The following is a 22,063-nucleotide window of genomic DNA, read 5'->3' on the forward strand; positions in this document are numbered from 1 at the left end:
CCGCGGCCGGCGCCAGGGTCAAAGCGCCTCGACGATCGTGACGTTGGCGACGCCGCCGCCTTCGCACATCGTCTGCAGGCCATAACGCTTGCCCCGCGCCTTCAGCGCGTGGACCAGCGTCGCCATCAGCTTGGTCCCGCTGGCGCCCAGCGGGTGGCCGAGGGCGATCGCGCCGCCGTTGACGTTGAGCCTTTCCGGGTCGGCGCCGGTATGCTTCAGCCAGGCGAGCGGCACCGGGGCGAAGGCCTCGTTCACCTCGAACAGGTCGATCCGGTCGATCGTCATACCCGCGCGCTGCAGCGCCCTGTCGGTCGCGAACAGCGGTTCTTCCAGCATGATCACCGGGTCGCCGGCGGTGACGGTCAGGTTCACGATCCGCGCCAGCGGGGTCAGGCCCTGTTCCTTCAGCACTTTTTCCGAAACGATCAGGGCCGCGCTCGACCCGTCGCAGATCTGGCTGGAGGTCGCGGCGGTGATCGTGCCCTTCTCGCTCAGCAGCTTGACCGAGGCGATGCTTTCCAGCGTCGCGTCGAACCGGATGCCCTCGTCCACCGTGTGCATCTCGGTGCCCTCGGCCGTCTCGATCTCGACCGGGACGATCTCCGCCTCGAACGCGCCGCCCTCGGTCGCGGCGATCGCCTTGCGATGGCTTTCGAGCGCGAAACGGTCGAGGTCGTCCTTGGTCAAACCGTGCTTGTTCACGATCATCTCGGCGCCCATGAACTGCGACCACATCACACCGGGATACTTCTCTTCCAGCCCCGGCGACTTGTAGGTGCCCAGCCCTTCCTTCATGTGAAATGTCGCGGTGGAGCCCATCGGCACCCGGCTCATGCTTTCAACGCCGCTGGCGATCACGATATCCTGCGTCCCGCTCATCACCGCCTGGGCGGCGAACTGGATCGCCTGCTGGCTCGACCCGCATTGCCGGTCGATCGTCACCGCGGGGGTCGATTGCGGCAGGGTCTTCGATGCCAGCACCGCGTTGCGGCCGACGTGCATCGACTGTTCGCCCGCCTGGCTGACGCATCCCATGACGACATCGTCCACGCTGGCCGGATCGATCCCGGTGCGCGAAACCAGCGCATCGAGCGATTTCGCCGCCAGGTCCACCGGATGGACCCCGGCGAGTCGCCCGCCGCGCCGCCCCCCGGCCGTTCGCACCGCATCGACGATATAGGCTTCTGCCATGGCTCTTCCCCTCAGGTTTCGTTTTGCCACCGGTTACGCAGCAAAAAGGACACGGTCAAGCGGCCCCGCCCCGCCGCCGCCCCGGACACGCGCGGAAAAGCGCGACTTTCCGATTGTTGCAAAATGGCGACATGCGTGGCCAATCTTTGACAGGCGCGGCCATTTGGATTTGCGGGGAAGGGCAAGCTGGCGCATCCCTAGCCGCAGCGGGGCGGGCGTGCAGCCTGCATCCTCGCCCCGGCACAAAATGAAGCCCTCGATAGAGGGCGGATCCAAAGGGGATAGAGATCTCATGAAGAATTCAACCATTCTCAAGGCCAGTGCAGCGCCCGTGGCGCTCGGTCTTGCCCTGGCGAGCGCCCCGGCGTTCGCGCAGGACGCCGAGGGCGAAGGCACGGCCTCCGCGGCCGTCACCGGGCCGACGATCGTCGTCACCGGTTCGCGCATTGCCAACCCGAACCTCGAACAGTCGAGCCCGGTCCAGGTCGTTTCGGCCGACGACATCGCGATCGACCAGGCGACCAACGCGGAAGAACTGCTGGTCGACCTGCCCGGCGTGGTTCCCGGCTTCGGCAACAACGTCAACAACGGCAGCGGCGGCTTCGCGGCGCTGAACCTGCGCGGCCTCGGCACCAACCGCAACCTCGTCCTGCTCGACGGCACGCGCGTCGTGCCCAGCACGCTGACCAGCACGACCGACCTCAACATCATCCCCGTTGCCCTGGTCGAGCGTGTCGAAGTCGTCACCGGCGGTGCCTCGTCGGTCTACGGCGCGGACGCGATCGCGGGCGTGGCCAACTTCGTCCTGAAGAACGATTTCCAGGGTGCCGAAGTCTCCAGCACCATGGGCATCACGGAACGCGGCGACGGCCGTCGTTTCCGCACCGACGTGACGCTGGGCGCCGGCTTCGATGACGGCCGCGGCAACGTTGCCCTCAGCCTCGGCTACCAGAACGTGAACCCCGTCCTGCAGGGCGACCGCGAGATTTCGCGCAAGACCCTGTTCGTCGGCGGCCAGGAAATCGGTTCGGGCACCTCGGTCCCGACCCGGATCAACGGAGACCAGTACGATCCCGACACGGGCGACCTGGTTCCGACCTACAACACGTTCAACTTCGCGCCGTTCAACTACTTCCAGACCCCGCTGGAGCGTTTCAACGTCTTCGCGACGGCGAACTACGAAGTGACCGACGGTGTCGAGCTCTACACCAAGGGCATGTTCACCAAGGCGACGGTCCAGCTGCAGCTCGCGCCGTCGGGCCTGTTCGGCGATGCCTACCAGTTCCCGCTGAACAACCCGTTCCTGACCGACTCGATCCGCAACAGCATCTGCGCCGAGAACGACATCGACGCGGCGACCTGTGCGGCGGCCGGCGCGGCCGCGGATCCGAACGATCCGGACTACATGGAAGTGCCGACGACGATCAATCGCCGTCTCGTCGAGATGGGTCCGCGTCAGACCGACTACACGACCAACCAGTTCCAGGTCTGGGCCGGCGTTCGCGGCAACCTGACCTCGCTGCTCGAGTACGACGTCTACGGGACCTACGGCGAATCCGATCGTAACCAGCGCAACATGAACTGGGGCCTCAAGTCCCGCGTTCAGCAGGCGCTGCGCGCGACCGACGCCAATACCTGCGCGGATCCGTCGAACGGCTGCGTCCCGATCAACCTGTTCGGCGACGGCCAGTCGATCTCGCCCGAAACCGTGGCGTTCATCAACCAGCCGGCCGGCAACACCGTGTCGACCTCGCTCGCCGTGGTCAGCGGCAGCATCAGCGGCGACCTGACGGAAGAAGGCTTCCTGGGCGCCCAGACGCCGATCGGCATCGCCATCGGCGCCGAGTACCGCGACTATTCCGCGTCGCAGATCTCGGACGTCTCGTTCGGCACGCAGGACGAAGTCCTCGGCACCGGCGCGCCGTCGCCGAGCTACTCGGGCGGCTACGACGTGAAGGAAGTCTTCGGCGAGATCATCATCCCGCTGATCGAGGATTCCTTCATCCGCAACGCCACGATCGAGGCCGGTCTGCGTTACTCGGACTACTCGAACACGGGCACCAGCCTGACCTGGAAGGCCGGCGGTTCGATCGAGCCCGTCGACGGGTTCAAGTTCCGCGGCATCTACCAGAAGGCGGTCCGCTCGCCGAACATCGCCGAGCTGTTCCTGCCGGTCACGACCGGTCTGGCGACGCTGGCGACCGACCCCTGCCAGGGCGCGGCGCCGGCCAACGACGCCACCCTGCGCAGCATCTGTCTCGCCCAGGGCGCGCCGGCCGGTTCGATCGGTTCGATCCCGGCCCCGTCCGCGGGCCAGGTCAACGCGACCAGCGGCGGCAACCCCGATCTCGACGTCGAAACGGCCAAGAGCTACACGCTCGGCGTCGTCCTCACGCCGAGCTTCGTTCCGCGCCTGGTGATCACGGCCGACTACTACAACATCAAGATCACCGACGCGATCACCACGCCGACCACGAACGACATCCTCGATCCGTGCTTCGGCCCCGACGGCAATTCGCCGAACCCGTCGGCCCCGGAATGCGCGCTCGTCGGGCGTAACCCGCTCAACGGCTCGCTCAACGGTGGCGGTGAAACGACCGGCCTGTTCCTTGGTCTTACCAACCAGGGCACGATCGAGACGAGCGGTGTCGACGCCCGTATCACTTACGGCATGCCGACCGGCTTCGGCGGTCTGGACTTCGATCTCGGCCTCAACTGGGTCGACGAGATCAAGTTCAAGGCCAGCCCGGCGTCGATCAACCGCGAGTGCGTGGGCCAGTACAGCTCGAACTGCAGCTTCTTCAACGGCGAAATCGTTCCCGAGTGGGCGGCCAACGCGCGCGTTACCGCCAACCTGGACGATTTCGGCGCGATCTCGCTGCGGTGGCGCTGGATCGACAAGGTCGTCTACGAGGAAATCCTGTCGACCGACGGCATCCTCGAGGATTACCTCGAGATCCCGTCCGCCCACTACTTCGACCTGAACGTGCGGGCCGACGTGAACGACAACATGGACGTCACCTTCGGTGTGTTCAATCTGTTCGACAAGAGCCCGCCGAACGTCAGCTCGTACATCGGCACGACCGCCCAGAACTCGGGCAACACCTATCCGTCGACCTACGACGTCCTCGGTCGTCGTTACTCGGTCACTGCGCGCCTGCGCTTCTGATCGAATACAGATCGACGAAGAACGGAAACGGCGGGCCTCGTGCCCGCCGTTTCTTTTTTTGGCGGGGTGACAAGCGCAAGGCGCGCCGATATGTCTTGCTTCATTCTTTTCGAGGGAGGACTTCGTGCGAATTTCGACTTGTCTCGCCGCAGCCGCAGCCGCCGCCGCAGTGCTGGCCACCCCTGCATCGGCCTCGGTGGCCGCGCCCGCCATCCTCACCCAGGCGGCCCCTGCCGCGACCGAGGAAGCCGAGAAGGAAAAGCCGGGCCCCGACACGGTGGAATGCCGCCGCGTCAAGGTCACCGGCTCGCGGGTCAAGCGCAAGCGCATCTGCATGACGCTCGCCCAGTGGGAAGCGCAGGGCCGGTCGGGGCGCGCCATGGCGACCGGGATGCAGGATGCAGGCACGCTCGACGCGGCGGGCGAAACCGGGATGTGATCCGCGCCCAGGCCCCTGCCGCGATAACGAGTTGGCGCTGGACGACGACAGCCTGATCCGCGGCGCGATCGCCGCGCGCAAGGCCGGCAAGGGCCATGCGTGGATCCCCCGGCTGGAGGAGCGCCTCCGCGCTTCGCCCGATAATTCCCGTCTCTGGCACACGCTCGGCACGCTGTGGCGCGCGGAGCTGGAGACCGAGCGCGCGATCGCCGCCTTCGTGCAGGCCGCCGCGCTCGATCCGGCGAGCGCCGTTACCGCGCACGCGCTCGCCCGCGCGACGCTGGAGGCCGGGCTGCCCGCGGTCGATCGCTACGACGCGGCGCTCGCCCTTGCCCCGGGCGACGGCGCGCTGCTCGTCGGGCGCGCTTCCGCCCTCGTGGCCGAGGGGCACGCCACCCGGGCGATCGACGAGTTGCGCGCCCTGCTGCGCACGAGCCCCCAATGGGCGGACGGACACCGGCACCTGGCCGAAATGCTGGCCGCCCAGGGCCACGCCGACGAAAAGCTCGCCACGCTCGACCACGCGATCGCCAGCCATCGGCAGGACGCGCAACTGCGCGCGACCAAGCTCGATATCCTCTACCGCGGCCAGGACTTCGCCGAACTGGCAGCCTTCGCCGACGACTGCGAGCAAGCCCTGGGCGCGAGTGCGGGGCTTTCCATCTACAAGGCGATCGCCCTGTCGGAACTGGGCCGGATCGCAGCGGCCGACGCGGCCTTCGCACCGCTCCTGCCGGTCGGTTCGCCCGAACTTGCAAGCCACGTCATGCGCCATCACGTGCGCGCCGGGCGCCCGGATCGTGCAGCCGCCATCGGTGAGCCGCTGGCGGAGGCGCCCGGCGCCAACCATGTCTGGCCCTGGCTGGGAACAGCCTGGCGCCTGCTCGGCGACCAGCGGGCGCAATGGCTCCATCGCCCCGAATTCGTACGAACATTCCAACTGCTCGGCCGCGAGGAGGCGGCAGCCATGGCGCGCTTCCTACGCGGCCTGCACCGGTCGCGCGCCGAGTGCCTCGGCCAGTCGGTACGCAAGGGAACCCAGACCGACGGCCCGCTCTTCGCGCGGATCGAACCGGAACTGATCGCCCTGCGCCGCGCGATCACCAGCCAGGTCGCGCAATACATGGCGGATCTGCCCAGCGACGAGCGGCACCCCCTCCCCGCCCGTCGGCCCGATCGTCCGCGCATCGCCGGGGCATGGTCGGTCCGCCTGACCGGAGGGGGGCACCACGCGAACCACGTCCACCCGGAGGGGTGGATCAGCGCGGCGCTCTACTTCGCCGCGCCGGAAAGCCCGCCCGAGGACCCGCGAGCCGGCTGGCTCGCCCTGGGGCAACCGCCGGCAGAGCTGAACGTCGCGATCGATCCCTTGCGCGAGGTGGAACCCGCCCCCGGCAAGCTCGTGCTGTTCCCGTCCACGACCTGGCACGGCACGCGCCCCATCGGGAGCGGCGAGCGGCTGACGATCGCCTTCGACATCGCCCCCGCCCCGCCCGCTGCGAATCGCGACGGTTAACGCCGGCGAAACCTGCGCCCAGTGGCGCCCGACTGTTGCATTTCCGCTACATCGCGACGCGAACGTTTCGGGACAATCTGTTTTCATTTGCGACCAATCCCGCGGTGTCGCATCGGTTGTCTCTGAACAGGCCGGGGCTTCGTGTTCCCGGCGTGTTTGACGACCTAACTTGCGCGCCGTTCCTTCGGCGCTTCAGGGGGACTGAACAGCATGAAACATTCACGACTCACCGGCGGCAAGGCACGTCTGTTCGCCGGCGCCGGCGTGGCAGCCCTGTCGCTCGCCGCGTTCGCAACGCCCGCATTCGCGCAGGACCAGGCGGCAGCCGACTGCGTCGATGCAGACGGCAACGGCGTCTGCGACGCCGACGAAGCCGACAATGCCGTCATCGAAAGCTCGGCCATCGTCGTCACCGGCACGCGCATCTCGCGCCCGACGCTGAGCTCGCCCACGCCGATCACCTCGGTCACGCCCGAAGAGCTGACCAATACCGGCGACATCTCGCTGGGTGACGCGCTGAACGACCTGCCGTCGCTGCGCTCGACCTTCAGCCAGGGCAACTCGACCCGCTTCATCGGCACCGCCGGCCTGAACCTGCTCGACCTTCGCGGTCTCGGCACCAGCCGGACGCTCGTTCTCGTCAACGGCAAGCGCCACATCACCGCATCGCCGGGCGATTACCTGGTCGACATCAACACGATCCCGGTCGACCTGCTCGAACGCGTCGACGTGGTGACGGGCGGCAATTCGGCGGTCTACGGCTCGGATGCCGTCGCCGGTGTCGTCAACTTCATTCTCAAGCGCGATTTCGACGGGCTCTCGATCAAGGGCCAGGCCGGCATTTCCGAGCGCGGCGATCGTGCGACGCGGTTCCTGTCCGGCGTCTACGGCAAGAACTTCGCCGATGGCCGGGGCAACGTCTCGGTCGCGGCCGAGTGGGCCAAGACCGATCCGCTTTACTTCAACGAACGGGACGAGCTGACCGGTGCCTACAGCGGGCGCTGCCAGTTCAACAACGTCGAAGGCGGCCCGCTCTACAACGGGTTCGACAACGAGCCGGTTTGCGGCATCCGCAACCGCTCGGTTTCCGACGGCGGCACGATCGGCGGCCTGGGTGACGGCGACGCGCTGATCTTCACCCCCGACGGCGACCTCGTGATCGACAACGGCGGCTATATCGGCCCGTTCACCGGCAACGTCATCGGCGGCAACGGCTCGACCCTGCGCAACACCGGTCAGCTCGCTGCCGGCCTCGAGCGCTACACGCTCAACCTGCTGGCGCGCTACGACGTCAGCGACGCATTCCGCCCCTTCGTCGAGGCGAAGTACGTTCACATCGACGCCATCCAGGAAGGGCAGCCGAGCTTCTTCGTCGGCGGTCCCGGCTTTGTCGGCGGCCCCGACATGCGCTGCGACAACGGGTTCCTCAGCGCGCAGGCGCTGGGCGTGCTGCAGGGTTTCGGCCTCTGCACCGATCCTGCCACGGGCACGTTCCCGCTCTCGCGCTTCAACGTCGACTTCGGCGGCCGGGGCGAACTGCACGATCGCGATACCTATCGCATCGTCGGCGGTGTCGAAGGCACGTTCAACGACGACTGGAACTACGAAGTCTCGCTGAACTACGGCCGTCTCGAAACCGAGATGCGTTCGCTGAACAACCTGCTGCTGTTCGACATCGACGGCAACCCGACCGGTTTCAACGTCGCGATCGATGCCGTTGACGACGGGACGGGCAATATCGTCTGCCGCATCAACGTCGACGCCGATCCGACCAATGACGACCCGGCCTGTGTTCCGATCAACGTCTTCGGCTATGGCGCACCGAGCAAGGAAGCGCTGGAATACGTCAACACGACCGCGCTCCGCCAGGAACAGGCGGAGCAGTTCGTGGCGCTCGCCTCGGTGAGCGGCGACCTGTCGCAGGTCTTCGAACTGCCGGGCGGCCCGGTCGCTTTCGCCCTGGGTGCCGAGTATCGTGAAGAGAAAGCCTACAGCGCGTTCGACGACCTGACGGCGAGCGGGGGCACGTTCCTCAACGCCATCCAGCCGTTCGATCCGCCCAAGCTGACGGTCAAGGAAGCGTTCGGCGAACTCAGCCTGCCCATCCTGGCCAACATGCCCTTCGCCGAAGAGCTGACGATCAGCGGTGCGGCCCGCGTTTCCGATTACAACTCGGCGACCGGCACGGTCTGGGCCTACAACATCCAGGGCATCTATGCCCCGGTCCCGGACATCCGCTTCCGCGCGGCTTACGCGACCTCGGTCCGTGCGCCGACGCAGAGCGATCTCTACTCGCCGGCTTCGCAGAACTTCGCGTTCATTTCCGATCCCTGCGACCAGCAGAATATCGGGAACAACCCGAACCGGGCCGACAACTGTGCTGCAGCAGGCGTTCCGACGACGGCAAACGCGGCGCTCGTTGCCGCCTGCGACGGCACGTCGTTCCCGCTGGCGCTGGGCGATCCGTTCCTGAACTGCACGGCACGGACTTCCTCGACCTCGTTCACGCAGGGCGGCAACCCCACCCTGACCGAGGAGAAGGGCAAGTCGCTGACGCTCGGCGTCGTGGTCGAGCCGCGGTTCATCCCGGGCCTCAACTTCACGGTCGATTACTACAACATCGAAATCGAGGACCAGATCGCGGTTCTCGGTGCCCAGACGATCATCAACAACTGCTACGACGCGCCGCAGGGTATCGATAACCCCTACTGCGCGACCGTGCAGCGTGATCCGACCACGGGCCTGTTCGATCCGGACGTGGCGGTTATCGCGGGGGGCATCAACTTCGCCTCGCGCAAGACCGAAGGCATCGATTTCGACCTTGCCTATCGTCGCACGTTCGACAACGGCCACCGGCTGAGCTTCCGGGCCATCGCGACCCACCTGCTCACGCTGAACTTCTTCGAGGACCCGACCAGCCCGGTCAATCCGAACCGCATCAAGAGCGAACTCGGCGATCCGGACTGGGCCGCTTCGGCGAACTTCAACTACGACTTCGGCGAGTTCGACATCACCTGGTCGATGCGGTTCCTCGACTCGATGTACAAGAGCGCGTACGAGAACTCGAACCCCTACACCGGCATCTGCCCGTCCTCGGGTTCGACCGGTTCCTCGGGTGGCACCTGCACCCCGGGCGAGCTGACGACGCTCGATCCGGCCAACCCGGATCAGTTCGAGAAGCACACGTTCAGCTGGCGGACGTATCACAACATCCGACTGAACTACGAGCTGCCGGGCAACGACTTCAATTTCTTCATTGGCGTCGATAACCTGTTCGACAAGCAGCCGCCCTTCGGGCAGCTGGGCACCGCCGGTGGCGATCCGTACGACACGTTCGGCCGCTACTACTACGCGGGCTTCACGCTCGATCTCTGATCGGCCGTTGCACCGGGCCTCGGCCCGAACGGACAAGAGAAAGGGCCCCGGGAAACCGGGGCCCTTTTTCGTTTGCCCGCGAAATGGCGGCGCCGGCGGCGGCCACGCGGCGCCCCGCCCCCCGTCCTCAGGCGACCGATATCGCCAGTTCGCCGTCGCCTTCGTCAACCTCGACCGTGCTGCCGTCGGGCACTTCGCCGGCCAGGAGGCGCTCGGCCAGGGGGTCCTGGAGGTAGCGCTGGACCGCGCGCTTGAGCGGGCGGGCGCCGTAGACGGGATCGTAGCCGACCCGGCCCAGCCAGCGGCGGGCTGCGTCGGTCAGGTCGAGCGTGATCTTGCGATCGGCCAGCAGCTTCTGCACCCGCGCGACCTGGATGTCGACGATCGGCGCCATGTGTTCGGCCGCCAGGCGGTGGAACAGGATGATCTCGTCCAGCCGGTTGAGGAACTCGGGCCGGAAATGGCCGCGCACGACATCCATCACCTGGCCTTCGACGCTTTCCACCCCTTCGCCATCCTCGATCTGGGTCAGGAACTGGCTGCCGAGGTTGCTGGTGAGGATGATCAGCGTGTTCGAAAAATCGACCACCCGGCCCTGCCCGTCGGTCAGCCGCCCGTCGTCGAGCACCTGGAGCAGGACGTTGAACACGTCGTTGTGGGCCTTCTCGACCTCGTCGAACAGCACGACCTGGTAAGGGCGGCGCCGCACCGCCTCGGTCAGCACGCCGCCTTCCTCGTAACCGACATAGCCTGGCGGCGCCCCGATCAGCCGGGCGACCGCGTGCTTCTCCATGAACTCGCTCATGTCGATGCGGACCATGGCGTCGTCGTCGTCGAACAGGAAGCCGGCGAGCGCCTTGGTCAGCTCGGTCTTGCCCACGCCCGTGGGGCCGAGGAAGAGGAAGCTGCCGAGCGGCCGGTTCGGGTCCTGCAACCCGGCGCGCGCGCGGCGCACGGCCTTGGAAACGGCCTGCACCGCCTGTTCCTGCCCGATCACCCGCTGGCCGAGGATCGATTCCATCTGGAGCAGCTTTTCCCGCTCGCCTTCCATCATCTTGTCGATCGGCACCCCGGTCCAGCGGCTGACGACCGAGGCGATGTCTTCCTCCGTCACTTCCTCCCGCAGGAGGGCGTTCTCGGTATGGCCCTGGGCTTCGGCCAGCTGCTTCTCCAGCTCGGGGATGCGGCCGTACGACAGCTCGCCCGCCTTCGCGAGGTCGCCCGCGCGCTGCGCCTGTTCCAGCTCGATCCGCGCCTGGTCCAGCTCTTCCTTCAGCCGGCTTTCGGCATGGATCTTGTCACGCTCGTTCTGCCAGCGCGCGGTCAGTTCGCCCGACTGCTGTTCGAGGTTGGCCAGCTCCTCGCGCAGCGCGGCGAGGCGATCGCGCGAGGCCTGGTCGCTTTCCTTGCCCAGCGCCTGTTCCTCGATCTTGAGCTGGATGATCCGGCGGTCGAGCGCCTCGATCTCTTCCGGCTTGCTTTCCACTTCCATGCGGATGCGGCTCGCGGCCTCGTCCATCAGGTCGATCGCCTTGTCGGGCAGGAAGCGGTTCTGGATATAGCGGTTGGAAAGCTGCGCCGCGGCGACGATCGCGCTGTCGGTGATGCGCACGCCGTGATGCAGCTCGTACTTGTCCTTGATCCCGCGCAGGATCGAGATCGTGTCTTCCACCGTCGGCTCGTCGATATAGACCGACTGGAACCGCCGCTGAAGCGCCGGGTCCTTCTCGACGTACTTCTGGTACTCGTCGAGCGTGGTCGCGCCGATGCAGTGCAGTTCGCCCCGGCTGAGCGCGGGCTTGAGCAGGTTGGAGGCATCCATCGCGCCTTCCGACGCGCCGGCCCCGATCAGCGTGTGCATCTCGTCGATGAACAGGATGATCTGCCCTTCGGCCCCCTTCACTTCGTCCAGCACGGCCTTCAGCCGTTCCTCGAACTCGCCGCGATACTTCGCCCCCGCGATCAGCGCGCCCATGTCGAGCGCCATCAGCGTGCGGCCCTTCAGGCTGTCGGGCACGTCGCCGTTGGCGATGCGCAGCGCCAGCCCTTCGGCGATCGCGGTCTTGCCGGTACCGGGCTCGCCGATCAGCGCGGGGTTGTTCTTGGTCCGCCGGGCAAGGATCTGCACGGTGCGGCGGATTTCCTCGTCCCGCCCGATCACGGGGTCGAGCTTGCCGTCGCGCGCGGCCTGGGTCAGGTCGCGGGCATATTTCTTCATCGCGTCGTAGCTTTCTTCCGCCCCGGCGCTGTCTGCCGTGCGGCCGCCGGTAACGTCCTGGATCGCGGCCTCGAGCGCCTTCGCATCGACATTGGCGGCCTTGAGCGCGCGGCCCGCCGCACTGTCGGCGGAAAGCGCCAGCGCCTGGAGGATACGCTGCACCGGCACGAAGCTGTCGCCCGCCTTGTCGGCCAGCTTTTCCGCCTGGTCGAGCAGGCGCACCGCATCGTTGTCCAGCCCCGGCGTCTGCTGCGCGCCCGAGCCGGAGACGGCCGGCACCTTCGCCAGTGCTGCATCGACCTCGTCCACCGCCAGCCGCGGATTGCCGCCGGCGCGTTCGATCAGCTGCCAGGCCATACCCTGGCTGTCTTCCAGCAGGGCCTTGAGCAGGTGTTCGGGGCTGATCCGCTGATGGTTCATGCGGATGGCGATAGTCTGCGCCGACTGGAGGAAGCCCTTGGCGCGATCGGTGAATTTTTCGAGATTCATCACGGATCCCTTGTCCTGAGTACCGGCTCGATATGGTGTTGCCCGTTTGCAACACAAGCCCTCTCCGCACCAGCGCGGGAAGGTGTGTTACCAAGATATAGGACCGCGGGGGCGCGTGGCGAGGGAAAAGGCGAAAATCTTGCCGCCCGCGGGCCGATGGCGCGCCGGGCCGGCGGAGGCGGCGCGCGCTCAGTCGCTGGCGACGCTCTCGATCCCCGGGACCAGGAGGCTGCGCCCACCGCCGAAATCCTGCCGCACGACGACGAGGCCCAACCGCTCCATGTGTTCGAGCAGCCGGCGGATGCGGCCCGGCGAACGCGAGCCGTAGACCCGCGCCAGTTCCTCGTCCTCGGGCGCAGCCAGCCCCTCCGCCGCGGCGGCGGCGATCGCGAGATAGGGGGCGAGCACGTCGTCAGGCACGTTCTGCGCGAGCCCGAGGATGCGCGCGCGCATCTCCTCGTCGAGCCGGTCGAGCCCGGCGCTGGCAATGGCGAAACGGCGGCGGAAGGCGGTCATGTCCGGCAGGGGGCCGACCAGCCGCAGCTTGCGGCACCGCAGCAGGAAGCCCTGGTAGAGGGCGGAGGCGGACTGGAACGTCGCCCCGTCCTCGCGTGCCATGGCGGCAATCACGCCCTCGATGTCTTCCGACGTGCCGCCCGCATCGGGCGCGGGCGCGCCGTCGCCCGCCCCGCCCCGGGCGCCGGCACCTTCGCCGCTGCCTTCGCCGGCAGAGGACGCGCCCTGCTGCCCGGCCGCCGCCATCGCCTCCACCAGCTGTTCGGGCGCGGGGGCCGGAGGCGGCGGCGGCGGCGCGGGAACGGGCTTTGCCGCCTCGCTCGCGAGATCGCCGAGGAGGAGCGATTCCATCTCCTCCGGCGCGGCATCGGGCAGCGGCATCAGCCCGTCCTTGCGCGCCGCGCTGCCCGACTTGACCGGGCCGATCTTCACCGCCAGCGGCCGGCGGCTGATCGCGGGGCCGAGGGCGAGGAAATGGCCGCGTTCCAGCTCGCGGATACGTTCGGCCTGGCGCCGCTCCATCCCCAGCAGGTCCGCCGCGCGGACCATGTCGATGTCGAGGAACGTGCGGCCCATGAGGAAATTGGACGCCTCGGCCGCGACATTCTTGGCCAGCTTGGCCAGGCGCTGGGTCGCGACGATCCCGGCCAGCCCGCGCTTGCGCCCGCGGCACATGAGGTTGGTCATCGCGCCCAGCGTCATCCGCCGGGTATCCTCGGCGATCTCGCCCGCGACCGAGGGGGCGAACATCTGCGCCTCGTCCACCACCACCAGCGCCGGGTACCAGTGTTCGCGCGGGGCATCGAACAGCGCGGTCAGGAACTGGGCGGCGCAGCGGATCTGCTGTTCGACCTCCAGCCCCTCGAGCGCGAGGACGACCGAGGCGCGGTGCGCGCGGATGCGGCGGGCGAGCGCCTCGATCTCCGCCGCGGAATAGGCCGCACCGTCGATCACCACGTGGCCGAACGGTTCGGCCAGCGAGACGAAGTCCCCTTCCGGGTCGATCACCACCTGCTGCACCATCTGGGCGCTTTCTTCCAGAACGCGGCGCAGCAGGTGCGACTTGCCGCTGCCCGAATTGCCCTGGACGAGCAGGCGCGTGGCGAGAAGCTCCTCGACGTCGAAGTCGACCGGCGCCCCGCCCGCATCATGGCCGATGGTGATCGTCGCTTTCACGCCCCCGGGGGTAGCGGGCCGAATCCCCGCGCCGGAAGGGGGCAGGCCGAGTTATCCCGAGGCAAGTTGCCGCCCTTCCCCGGTCGCGCGCCCGGGCGGCAGGCACCGGTCCGCCCGGTCATGCAGTTGGCCGAAAAAACGTGTCGAATCGCGGGCCCGGGCCTAGGATCGCGCGATCTTTTTCGAATCGCTTCCGGGGGAAAGCCATGAAATTCAAGCTCGCCACAGTCAGCCTCGCCGCGCTCGCGCTGGCCGCCGGCACCGCGGCCCAGGCCCGCACCGTCGCCGAACCGGCCGCCGCCGATCCCGCCGCCGCAGCCGCCGCCGTGATCGGGGAGCCGGCACCGGTTGCCGAGCTGATCGAAAGCGTTTCGATCCCTTACGAGCAGTTCCAGCTCGACAACGGGCTGACGGTCATCGTTCACGAGGATCGCAAGGCCCCCGTGGTCGGGGTCTCGGTGTGGTACGGCGTCGGCTCCAAGCACGAGCCGGAGGGCAAGACCGGCTTCGCCCACTTGTTCGAACACCTGATGTTCAACGGCAGCGAGAACGCGCCGGGCGATTTCTTCGAGCCGCTGCAGCAAGTCGGCGCGACCGATTTCAACGGCACGACCTGGTTCGACCGGACCAACTATTTCCAGACGGTGCCGACTGGCGCGCTCGACCTGGCGCTGATGCTGGAAAGCGACCGCATGGGCCATCTCCTGGGCGCGGTGACGCAGGAGAAGCTCGATAACCAGATCGGCGTGGTCCAGAACGAGAAGCGGCAGGGCGACAACCAGCCCTACGGCCTCGTCCAGTACGAGCAGCTGGAGAACCTCTACCCCTCCGGCCATCCCTACCACCATTCCACGATCGGCTCGATGGAAGACCTGTCGAGCGCGACGCTGGAGGACGTGCGCAAGTGGTTCCGCGACCACTACGGGCCGAACAACGCGATCCTGGTGCTGGCGGGCGACATCGACACCGCGACCGCGCGCGAGAAAGTGACGAAGTGGTTCGGCGCGATCCCCGCCGGCCCGGCGATCGAGCCGGTCGAGGCGCCGGTGCCGACGCTGGCCGAACCCAAGGCGAAGACGATCTACGATCGCATCGCCAGCCCGCGCCTCTACCGCACCTGGGCCGTGCCCGGCCTCGACAACCCCGACTACCTGCCGCTGAGCATGGGGGCGACGGTCCTGGGCGGCCTCGCCAGTTCGCGGCTCGACAACGTGCTGGTGCGCGAAAAGCAGCTGGCCGTGCGGGTCGTCGCGAGCGCGCAGATCTTCGCCCAGGCGGGCCAGTTCATGGTCTATGCCGATGCCCGCCCCGGGGTGGACCAGGACGAATTGGCCGCCGCGCTGGACGCGGAGATCGCCCGCTTCATCGCCGAAGGGCCGACCGCCGACGAGCTGCAGCGCGCGACCACGACCTATGCCGCCGGCGAGATCCGCGGGCTGGAGCAGGTCGGTGGGTTCAATGGCAAGGCGCCGACGCTGGCCCAGGGCCTGCTCTATTCGGGCAACCCGGCCGAATACCGCGAAGTGCTGCAGGCGGCCGCCGCGATGACGCCCGAGCGCGTGCGCGAGGTGACGGCGCGCTGGCTCTCGCGGCCGGTCTTCGCGCTGACGGTGGAGCCGGGCGACCGGCAGGAAGGCGGCGAGCATCGCGGCGGCTTCTTCACCGGGGCCGAGGCGGGCAGCGGCGGCCTGGCCGGCCCGGCGTTCTATTCCGGCCCCTTCGCCATGCAGGCCGCCGCCGCGGCGGCCGAGGCGGACCGGTCGAGCCTGCCCGAAGTGGGCGAGCTGAAGCCGCTCGACTTCCCCGATATCGAGCGCGCGACCCTGTCGAACGGGATGGAAGTCTTCTTCGCCCGCCGCGACGCGGTGCCGACCGTTTCCGTGCGGGTGAACTTCGACGCCGGCTATTCGGCCGATCCGAAGGACCGGCTGGGCACCCAGTCGCTGATGCTCTCGCTGCTGGACGAAGGGACGCGGCGGCTCGATTCGACCGCGCTGGCGATCGCCAGGGAACGGCTCGGCGCCAGCCTCTATGCCTCGGCCGATGCCGACACGACCTCGGTCGGGCTCGACGCGCTGGCCCCCAACCTCGCGCCCTCGCTGGAGCTGATGGCCGAATATATCCGCCACCCCGCCTTCGACCCGCAGGAACTGGAGCGGGTTCGCGCCCGGCAGCTGACGCGGATCCAGAACGAGCTGAACAATCCCGGCGCGATCGCCCAGCGCGCGCTCGCCCCGATCCTGTTCGGCGAGCGCCATCCCTATGGCATCCCGCCCTCCGGCACCGGCCACGCCGAGGTGATCGAGACGCTCACCGTCGACGAGATCCGCGATTTCCACCGCACCTGGCTGCGGCCCGACAAGGCGCGCGTCTTCGTCGTGGGCGACACCACGCTGGGCGAAGTCACCCGCCTGCTGGAGGCGAGCTTCGGCGACTGGCAGGCCCCGGCCGAACCCGCGCCGGAGAAGAACTTCGACGCGCCGATCCCGCAGCAGGAATCGCGCGTGATCCTGATCGACCGGCCCAATTCGCCGCAGTCGGTGATCCTCGCCGGGCGCGTGCTCGAGCAGAAGGGGACCGACGACCTGGTCGTGCTGGGCGCCGCCAACGAGGTGTTCGGCGGCAGCTTCCTCAGCCGGATCAACATGAACCTGCGCGAGACGAAAGGCTGGTCCTACGGCGTGCGCAGCCTGCTGCAGCAGCCGCTCGACCGGTCGAGCTTCCTGATCTACGCCCCGGTCCAGGCCGACCGCACGGCGGATTCGATCGCCGAGCTGCGCAAGGACCTGTCGGCCTATACCGACGACCAGGGCGTAACCGCGGCCGAGCTGACCCGCCTCGTCAATGGCAACGTGCGCGAGCTGCCGGGCCGGTTCGAAACCTCGCGCGCGGTGCTGGGCGGCATGGTCAACATCGTGACCTACGGCCGGCCGGACGACTATTACGAGACGCTGGCCGAGAAATACGCCGGCCTGACCGCGCCCCAGCTCGACGAGCAGGCCCGGGCGGCCTTCCTGGGCGAGGACCTGGTCTTCGTGGTCGTCGGCGACGCCTCGGTGGTCGAGCCCCAGCTCGAGGCGGTCGGCCTGCCGGTCGAGGTGCGCCGGGCCGAGACCGCCGAGGGCGAATGACCTCGTTGACATTGATGTAAGCAGGGGCGATTGCTAGGTTCGATTTCAACCGAGGAGATGACAATGTCTGTTGGCGGCACTTACGACTGCGTAACCAAGACCCCGATGGGGGAACAGAAGAGCACGTTCACCGTGGTCCCGAGCGACGACGGCACGACCTTCACCGGCCAGAACGCCGGCACGCTCGGCTCGATGGACGTGAAGGACGGCAAGATCGACGGCAACACGCTGACCTGGAAGATGGACATGACGGTGCCGATGCCGATGACGCTGGAAGGCAAGGCGACGGTCGAAGGCGACCAGCTGACCGGCACCGTCAACGCCGGCGCGTTCGGCGCCATGCCGATGACCGGCCAGCGCACCGGCTGATCTGCACGATCACCGAAAACCGAAGGGCCGCCGGAGCGTTTCCGGCGGCCCTTTTTTCGTTGTATTTTCTTTGCATCGCAGGCCTCGACCTGCCCAGACTGCCAGCACGGCACGGTTGCCCGGCCAGCTCGCTGCCCCTAGGCAAGCAGCCATCGGCCAGATTTCGATGACGACCCGCGCAGCATGAACACCGGCACCGGCGAACCGGCCATTCCCCTCGAGGCGACAGAGGCGCTGGCAACGCTTCAGCGCCGGATGGGACCAGCGCTGACGGCCGTTTATCTCCACGGTTCTGCCGTCGGCGAAGGGTTACGCGAACACAGCGACGTGGACCTGCTCGCCATCGTCGATCGACCGCCGAGCCCTGCTGCGCGGGTCGCGCTGGCGGAAGAACTCATGGCAATCTCCGGACATTATCCGGACGATCCGAGAGGGCGAAGACCACTCGAGGTTGCGATCGTCCAGCGCCGCGATCTCGAGAGACCGCCCTATCCGGCGCAATGCGTGTTCCTCTACGGCGAATGGCTGCGCCCGGCCATCGAACGCGGCGAAGTTCCGCAAGCCGGGCCGGATCCCGAGATCACCTTGCTCCTGGCCCAGGCGCGGCATGAAGCCCTGCCCCTGCTCGGCCCCGATATCGCCAACCTCGTGCCTGACGTGCCTTCGGACGACATCCGGCGGGCGATCGGCGATCTCCTGCCCACGCTTCTCGACACGATCGAAAGAGACGAGCGGAATGTGCTCCTCACGCTGGCCCGGATGTGGCTGACCCTCGCCACCGGCCGGTTTGTGTCCAAGAATGTCGCAGCCGACTGGGCGGTACCGCGCTTGTCCGCGCGGGGAGCACGCGCCCTGTCGCGCGCGCGAGACATCTATCTTGGCCAGGAAGGGGAGGTGGAAACCGGCAATCCGCGTCTGCGCGAAGCGGAGATACACCGGGCCGCGGCCGAGATGAGCGCCCGAATTCGCGCCTTTCGGCCATCGTCATCGTAAAGCGGCGTCTTAGCGGTCCTGGCGGCCCGTCGGGCCCGGCGGGGGCCTGCGGGACCGACCGCGCCTTACCCCAGCTTCGCCTTCAGCAGCTGGTTGACGACCGCCGGGTTGGCCTTGCCCTGCATGGCCTTCATCGTCTGGCCGACGAAGAAGCCGAAGAGCTTGTCCTTGCCGCCGCGGTATTCCTCCACCTTGTCGGCGTTCTTCGCCAGGATCTCGTCGATCGCGGCCTCGATCGCGCCGGTATCGCTGACCTGCTTCAGGCCTTCGCTCTCGGCGATCTCGCCCGGTTCGCGGCCGGTCTTGAGGACGATTTCGAAGATCTCCTTCGCCTGTCCGCCCGAAATCTCGCCGCCGGCCTGCATGGCCAGGATCGCGGCCTGGGCCTCGGCCGTGGCATGGGCGGGGTTCGCTTCGTCGCCCAGCGCGTTCATCACCCCCGGCGCGACCGAAAGCGACCAGTTGGCCACCTGGGTCGCGACCTCGCTCTCGCTCTTGCCAATACCCTTCGCGGTTGCGGCCAGCAGGGTTTCGAAACGGGCGAAGGTTTCGACCTCGGCCGTCAGTTCGCGCGCGTTGTAATCGCTGAGGCCGAGTTCCTCGACGTACCGGCGGCGCTTGGCATCGGGCAATTCGGGCAGCGAGGCCCGGCACTCGGCCAGGAAATCCTCGTCCAGCTCGAGCGGCAGGAGATCGGGATCGGGGAAATAGCGGTAATCGTGCGCGTCTTCCTTGCTGCGCATGGAGCGGGTCGTGCCGCTGTTCGGATCGAACAGCCGCGTTTCCTGCACCACCTTGCCGCCATCCTCGATCAGGTCCACCTGTCGGCGCGCCTCGTGCTCGATCGCCTGCATGACGAAGCGGACCGAGTTGACGTTCTTCGTCTCGGTCCGGGTGCCGAACTCCTCGCCCGGCTTGCGCACGCTGACGTTCACGTCGGCGCGCATCGATCCTTCTTCCATGTTCCCGTCGCACGACCCGACATAGCGCAGGATCGTGCGCAGCTTGCGAAGATAGGCGCCCGCTTCCGCCGGGCTGCGCATGTCGGGGCGGCTGACGATTTCCATCAGCGCCACGCCGCAGCGGTTGAGATCGACGTAGCTCATCGTCGGATGCTGGTCGTGCATCAGCTTGCCCGCATCCTGCTCGACATGGATACGCTCGATCCCGATCACCTTGTCTTCGCCGATACCGGCCTTCTCGTCCGCCTCGATCGTCAGCGAACCTTCGCCGACAAGCGGGTGGTAGAGCTGCGAGATCTGGTATCCCTGCGGCAGGTCGGCGTAGAAGTAGTTCTTGCGGTCGAACCGGCTCCAGGCGTTGATCTGCGCCTCGATCGCCATGCCGGTGCGGACCGCCTGGCGGATGCATTCGCGGTTCGGCACCGGCAGCATCCCCGGCATTGCCGCGTCGATCAGGCTGACCTGCGTGTTCGGCTCCGCCCCGAAGGCGGTGGAGGAGCCGGAAAAGAGCTTGGCGTTGGTCGTGACCTGGGCGTGGACTTCGAGGCCGATCACGACCTCCCATTCGCCGGTTGCGCCCTGGATGCGATAAGTGCTCATCATGTGATTCCGCGCATGTGGGCGGCGGTCGCCGCCATTTCCTCTTTCAGCATCTGCGTGGCGGGGCCTTCGACTTCCGCCTTCTCGCACACGTTGATAATGACTTCGGCATATTCGGGATACTTCCGCAGCTCGTAAGCTGCCGCCATCTTGGACGCGATGGAACTGTCCGCCCGGCCAAGGTGATCCATGATCTGGAAGAACCGCTGATATTGCTGGTGGCGCACCTCGCGCCGCTTGGCGAGGGCATATGTCACGGCCGACCAGGCCAGCGCGATCAGGGGCACAACCACGCCGCCCCATGCGATCCACTCGCCCGGGGTCGCCAGGTCCATCGTCACCACCACTTCTCCGGCTTCGCGTCGAAGCCCGCGCGCCGTTCGATCGCGAGGCCGGCGTTGAGCACGCCCTGTTCATCGAACGGCTTGCCGACAAGCTGCAGGCCCAGCGGCAGACCGTCGCGATTGAGCATGGCGGGCACGCTCATCGCCGGCAGGCCGGCGAGGCTGGCGGGCACGGCGAAGACGTCGTTCAGGTACATCGCCAGCGGATCGTCGGCCTTTTCGCCCAGCGGGAAGCTGGCGGTCGGCGTCGTCGGCGCCAGGATCACGTCGCATTCGGCCCAGGCCCGTTCGAAATCGCGCGCGATCAGCGTGCGGATCTTCTGCGCCTGGTTGTAATAGGCGTCGTAGAACCCGGCCGAGAGCACGTAAGTCCCGATCAGGATGCGCCGCTTCACCTCGTCGCCGAACCCTTCGGCACGGGTCGCGGCATACATGTCCTGCAGGCCCGCGGCCTTGCCCGCCGCGTCCACCGGCAGCTCGCGCAGTCCGTAGCGCACGCCGTCATAGCGGGCGAGGTTGCTGGAGGCTTCGGCCGGGGCAATGATGTAGTAGGCGGGCAGCGCGTACTTGGTGTGCGGCAGCGAGATATCGACGATCTCCGCCCCGGCATCGCGCAGCCACTGCTTGCCGCGTTCCCAGCTGTCGAGGATTTCCGGGTCGGTCCCGTCCATCCGGTATTCGCGCGGGATGCCGACTTTCCTGCCGCGCAGATCGTCCGACAGGCCGGCTTCCCACGCGGGCACCGGCAGGTCGAGGCTGGTCGAATCCTTCGGGTCGAAACCTGCCATCGCGCCCAGCATGATCGCGCAATCGGCCACGTCGCGCGCCATCGGCCCGGCCTGGTCGAGGCTGGAGGCGAAGGCGACCACGCCCCAGCGGCTGCACCGGCCATAGGTCGGCTTGATCCCGCAGATCCCGGTAAAGGCCGCCGGCTGGCGGATCGAGCCGCCGGTGTCGGTGCCGGTCGCCGCGGCCGCGATGCGGGCTGCGACCGCGGCCGAGGAGCCGCCCGACGAGCCGCCCGGCGCGAGCGGGCTGTTCCCGCCGTCCTTGCGCCGCCAGGGGCTGACGACATTGCCGAAATGGCTCGTTTCGTTGGAAGAGCCCATGGCGAACTGGTCGAGGTTGAGCTTGCCCAGCATCCCCGCGCCGGCATTCCACAGGTTCTGCGACACCGTGCTTTCGTAGCGGGGGACGAAGCCTTCGAGGATGTGGCTCGCGGCGGTGGTCTGCACCCCCTCGGTCGCGAACAGGTCCTTCATCCCGATCGGCACGCCGGCCATCGGCCCCAGCTCGCGGCCCGCCGCGCGATCGGCATCGACCCGCTCGGCCGCTTCGATCGCCTTGTCCGGCGTGGCGACGATGAAGGCGTTGAGCGCGCCCGCGCCCGCGACCGCCGCGTTGAAGGCTTCCGCCACTTCGCGGGCGGTGAAATCGCCGGCCGCGACCCCGTCGCGGATCGCCTTGACGCCGAGTTCGGTCAGTTCGGTCATGATGCGTGGTCCTGGACTTGGCGGTTCCCGAAACGCTCGCGGTTGAACCGCGGCGCGGGACGATCGGGGGCAAGCGCCGGCA

Annotated in this window: 13 protein-coding genes; 7 read left to right on the forward strand and 6 right to left on the reverse strand. The window is 67.7% G+C overall.

Annotation, left to right across the window (positions count from 1 at the left end; all coding sequences use genetic code 11):
* Nucleotides 1–18: 18 nt before the first annotated feature.
* The gene (locus T8T98_RS10925) at nucleotides 19–1,191 is read right to left on the reverse strand and encodes an acetyl-CoA C-acetyltransferase (protein WP_251105179.1); all 1,173 of its coding nucleotides are present in this window, start codon (nucleotides 1,189–1,191) and stop codon (nucleotides 19–21) included.
* 292 nt (nucleotides 1,192–1,483) lie between these two features.
* Between T8T98_RS10925 and T8T98_RS10930 the strand changes: the two genes are divergently transcribed.
* From T8T98_RS10930 to T8T98_RS10945, 4 genes are all read left to right on the forward strand, one after another.
* Nucleotides 1,484–4,360: a TonB-dependent receptor plug domain-containing protein gene (locus tag T8T98_RS10930; RefSeq protein ID WP_251105178.1), complete on the forward strand. Its 2,877-nt coding sequence runs from the start codon at nucleotides 1,484–1,486 to the stop codon at nucleotides 4,358–4,360.
* A 169-nt stretch (nucleotides 4,361–4,529) separates the two neighbouring features.
* On the forward strand, nucleotides 4,530–4,799 hold the full coding sequence (locus tag T8T98_RS10935) for a hypothetical protein (RefSeq protein WP_322295672.1): 270 nt from the start codon (nucleotides 4,530–4,532) through the stop codon (nucleotides 4,797–4,799).
* A gap of 31 nt (nucleotides 4,800–4,830) precedes the next feature.
* Nucleotides 4,831–6,315 (forward strand): 2OG-Fe(II) oxygenase family protein, encoded by a 1,485-nt coding sequence (locus T8T98_RS10940; RefSeq protein WP_251105176.1) that lies wholly within the window; start codon nucleotides 4,831–4,833, stop codon nucleotides 6,313–6,315.
* Between the two features lie 210 nt (nucleotides 6,316–6,525).
* A complete protein-coding gene (locus tag T8T98_RS10945; RefSeq protein ID WP_251105175.1) occupies nucleotides 6,526–9,690 on the forward strand; it encodes a TonB-dependent receptor domain-containing protein in 3,165 nt (1,054 codons plus the stop codon).
* Nucleotides 9,691–9,817: 127 nt separating this feature from the next.
* Here the strand turns inward: T8T98_RS10945 and clpB are convergent, their stop codons facing one another.
* Nucleotides 9,818–12,397, reverse strand: coding sequence for an ATP-dependent chaperone ClpB (gene clpB / locus T8T98_RS10950; protein WP_251105174.1), 2,580 nt, complete (start codon nucleotides 12,395–12,397; stop codon nucleotides 9,818–9,820).
* Nucleotides 12,398–12,586: 189 nt separating this feature from the next.
* Nucleotides 12,587–14,089, reverse strand: coding sequence for an ATP-binding protein (locus tag T8T98_RS10955; protein WP_251105173.1), 1,503 nt, complete (start codon nucleotides 14,087–14,089; stop codon nucleotides 12,587–12,589).
* A 206-nt stretch (nucleotides 14,090–14,295) separates the two neighbouring features.
* Here T8T98_RS10955 and T8T98_RS10960 point away from each other — a divergent pair, with 206 nt between their 5' ends.
* The 3 genes from T8T98_RS10960 to T8T98_RS10970 all read left to right on the forward strand — a co-directional run bounded on the left by T8T98_RS10960 (nucleotide 14,296) and on the right by T8T98_RS10970 (nucleotide 18,582).
* Complete coding sequence (locus T8T98_RS10960) at nucleotides 14,296–17,220, forward strand: M16 family metallopeptidase (protein WP_251105172.1); 2,925 nt, start codon at nucleotides 14,296–14,298, stop codon at nucleotides 17,218–17,220.
* 63 nt (nucleotides 17,221–17,283) lie between these two features.
* Nucleotides 17,284–17,589 (forward strand): hypothetical protein, encoded by a 306-nt coding sequence (locus T8T98_RS10965; RefSeq protein WP_160733839.1) that lies wholly within the window; start codon nucleotides 17,284–17,286, stop codon nucleotides 17,587–17,589.
* Nucleotides 17,590–17,772: 183 nt separating this feature from the next.
* Nucleotides 17,773–18,582, forward strand: a complete 810-nt coding sequence (locus T8T98_RS10970) for an aminoglycoside adenylyltransferase domain-containing protein (RefSeq protein WP_251105171.1) — start codon at nucleotides 17,773–17,775, stop codon at nucleotides 18,580–18,582.
* 65 nt (nucleotides 18,583–18,647) lie between these two features.
* Here T8T98_RS10970 and gatB read toward each other — a convergent pair whose 3' ends face one another.
* From gatB to gatA, 3 genes are read right to left on the reverse strand one after another with little or no spacing between them, the layout of a single operon-like run.
* On the reverse strand, nucleotides 18,648–20,144 hold the full coding sequence (gene gatB / locus T8T98_RS10975) for an Asp-tRNA(Asn)/Glu-tRNA(Gln) amidotransferase subunit GatB (RefSeq protein ID WP_251105955.1): 1,497 nt from the start codon (nucleotides 20,142–20,144) through the stop codon (nucleotides 18,648–18,650).
* On the reverse strand, nucleotides 20,144–20,485 hold the full coding sequence (locus T8T98_RS10980; RefSeq protein WP_160733841.1) for a hypothetical protein: 342 nt from the start codon (nucleotides 20,483–20,485) through the stop codon (nucleotides 20,144–20,146). The genes gatB and T8T98_RS10980 overlap by 1 nt, the downstream gene beginning before the upstream one ends.
* Nucleotides 20,482–21,981 carry an Asp-tRNA(Asn)/Glu-tRNA(Gln) amidotransferase subunit GatA gene (gatA, locus tag T8T98_RS10985; protein WP_251105170.1) on the reverse strand — a complete coding sequence of 500 codons (1,500 nt, stop codon included), beginning with the start codon at nucleotides 21,979–21,981 and terminating at the stop codon, nucleotides 20,482–20,484. Before gatA ends, T8T98_RS10980 begins: the two co-directional genes overlap by 4 nt.
* Nucleotides 21,982–22,063: the final 82 nt, after the last annotated feature.

Source organism: Pelagerythrobacter marinus, assembly GCF_034375205.1.
Classification (GTDB): Bacteria; Pseudomonadota; Alphaproteobacteria; order Sphingomonadales; family Sphingomonadaceae; genus Pelagerythrobacter; species Pelagerythrobacter marinus.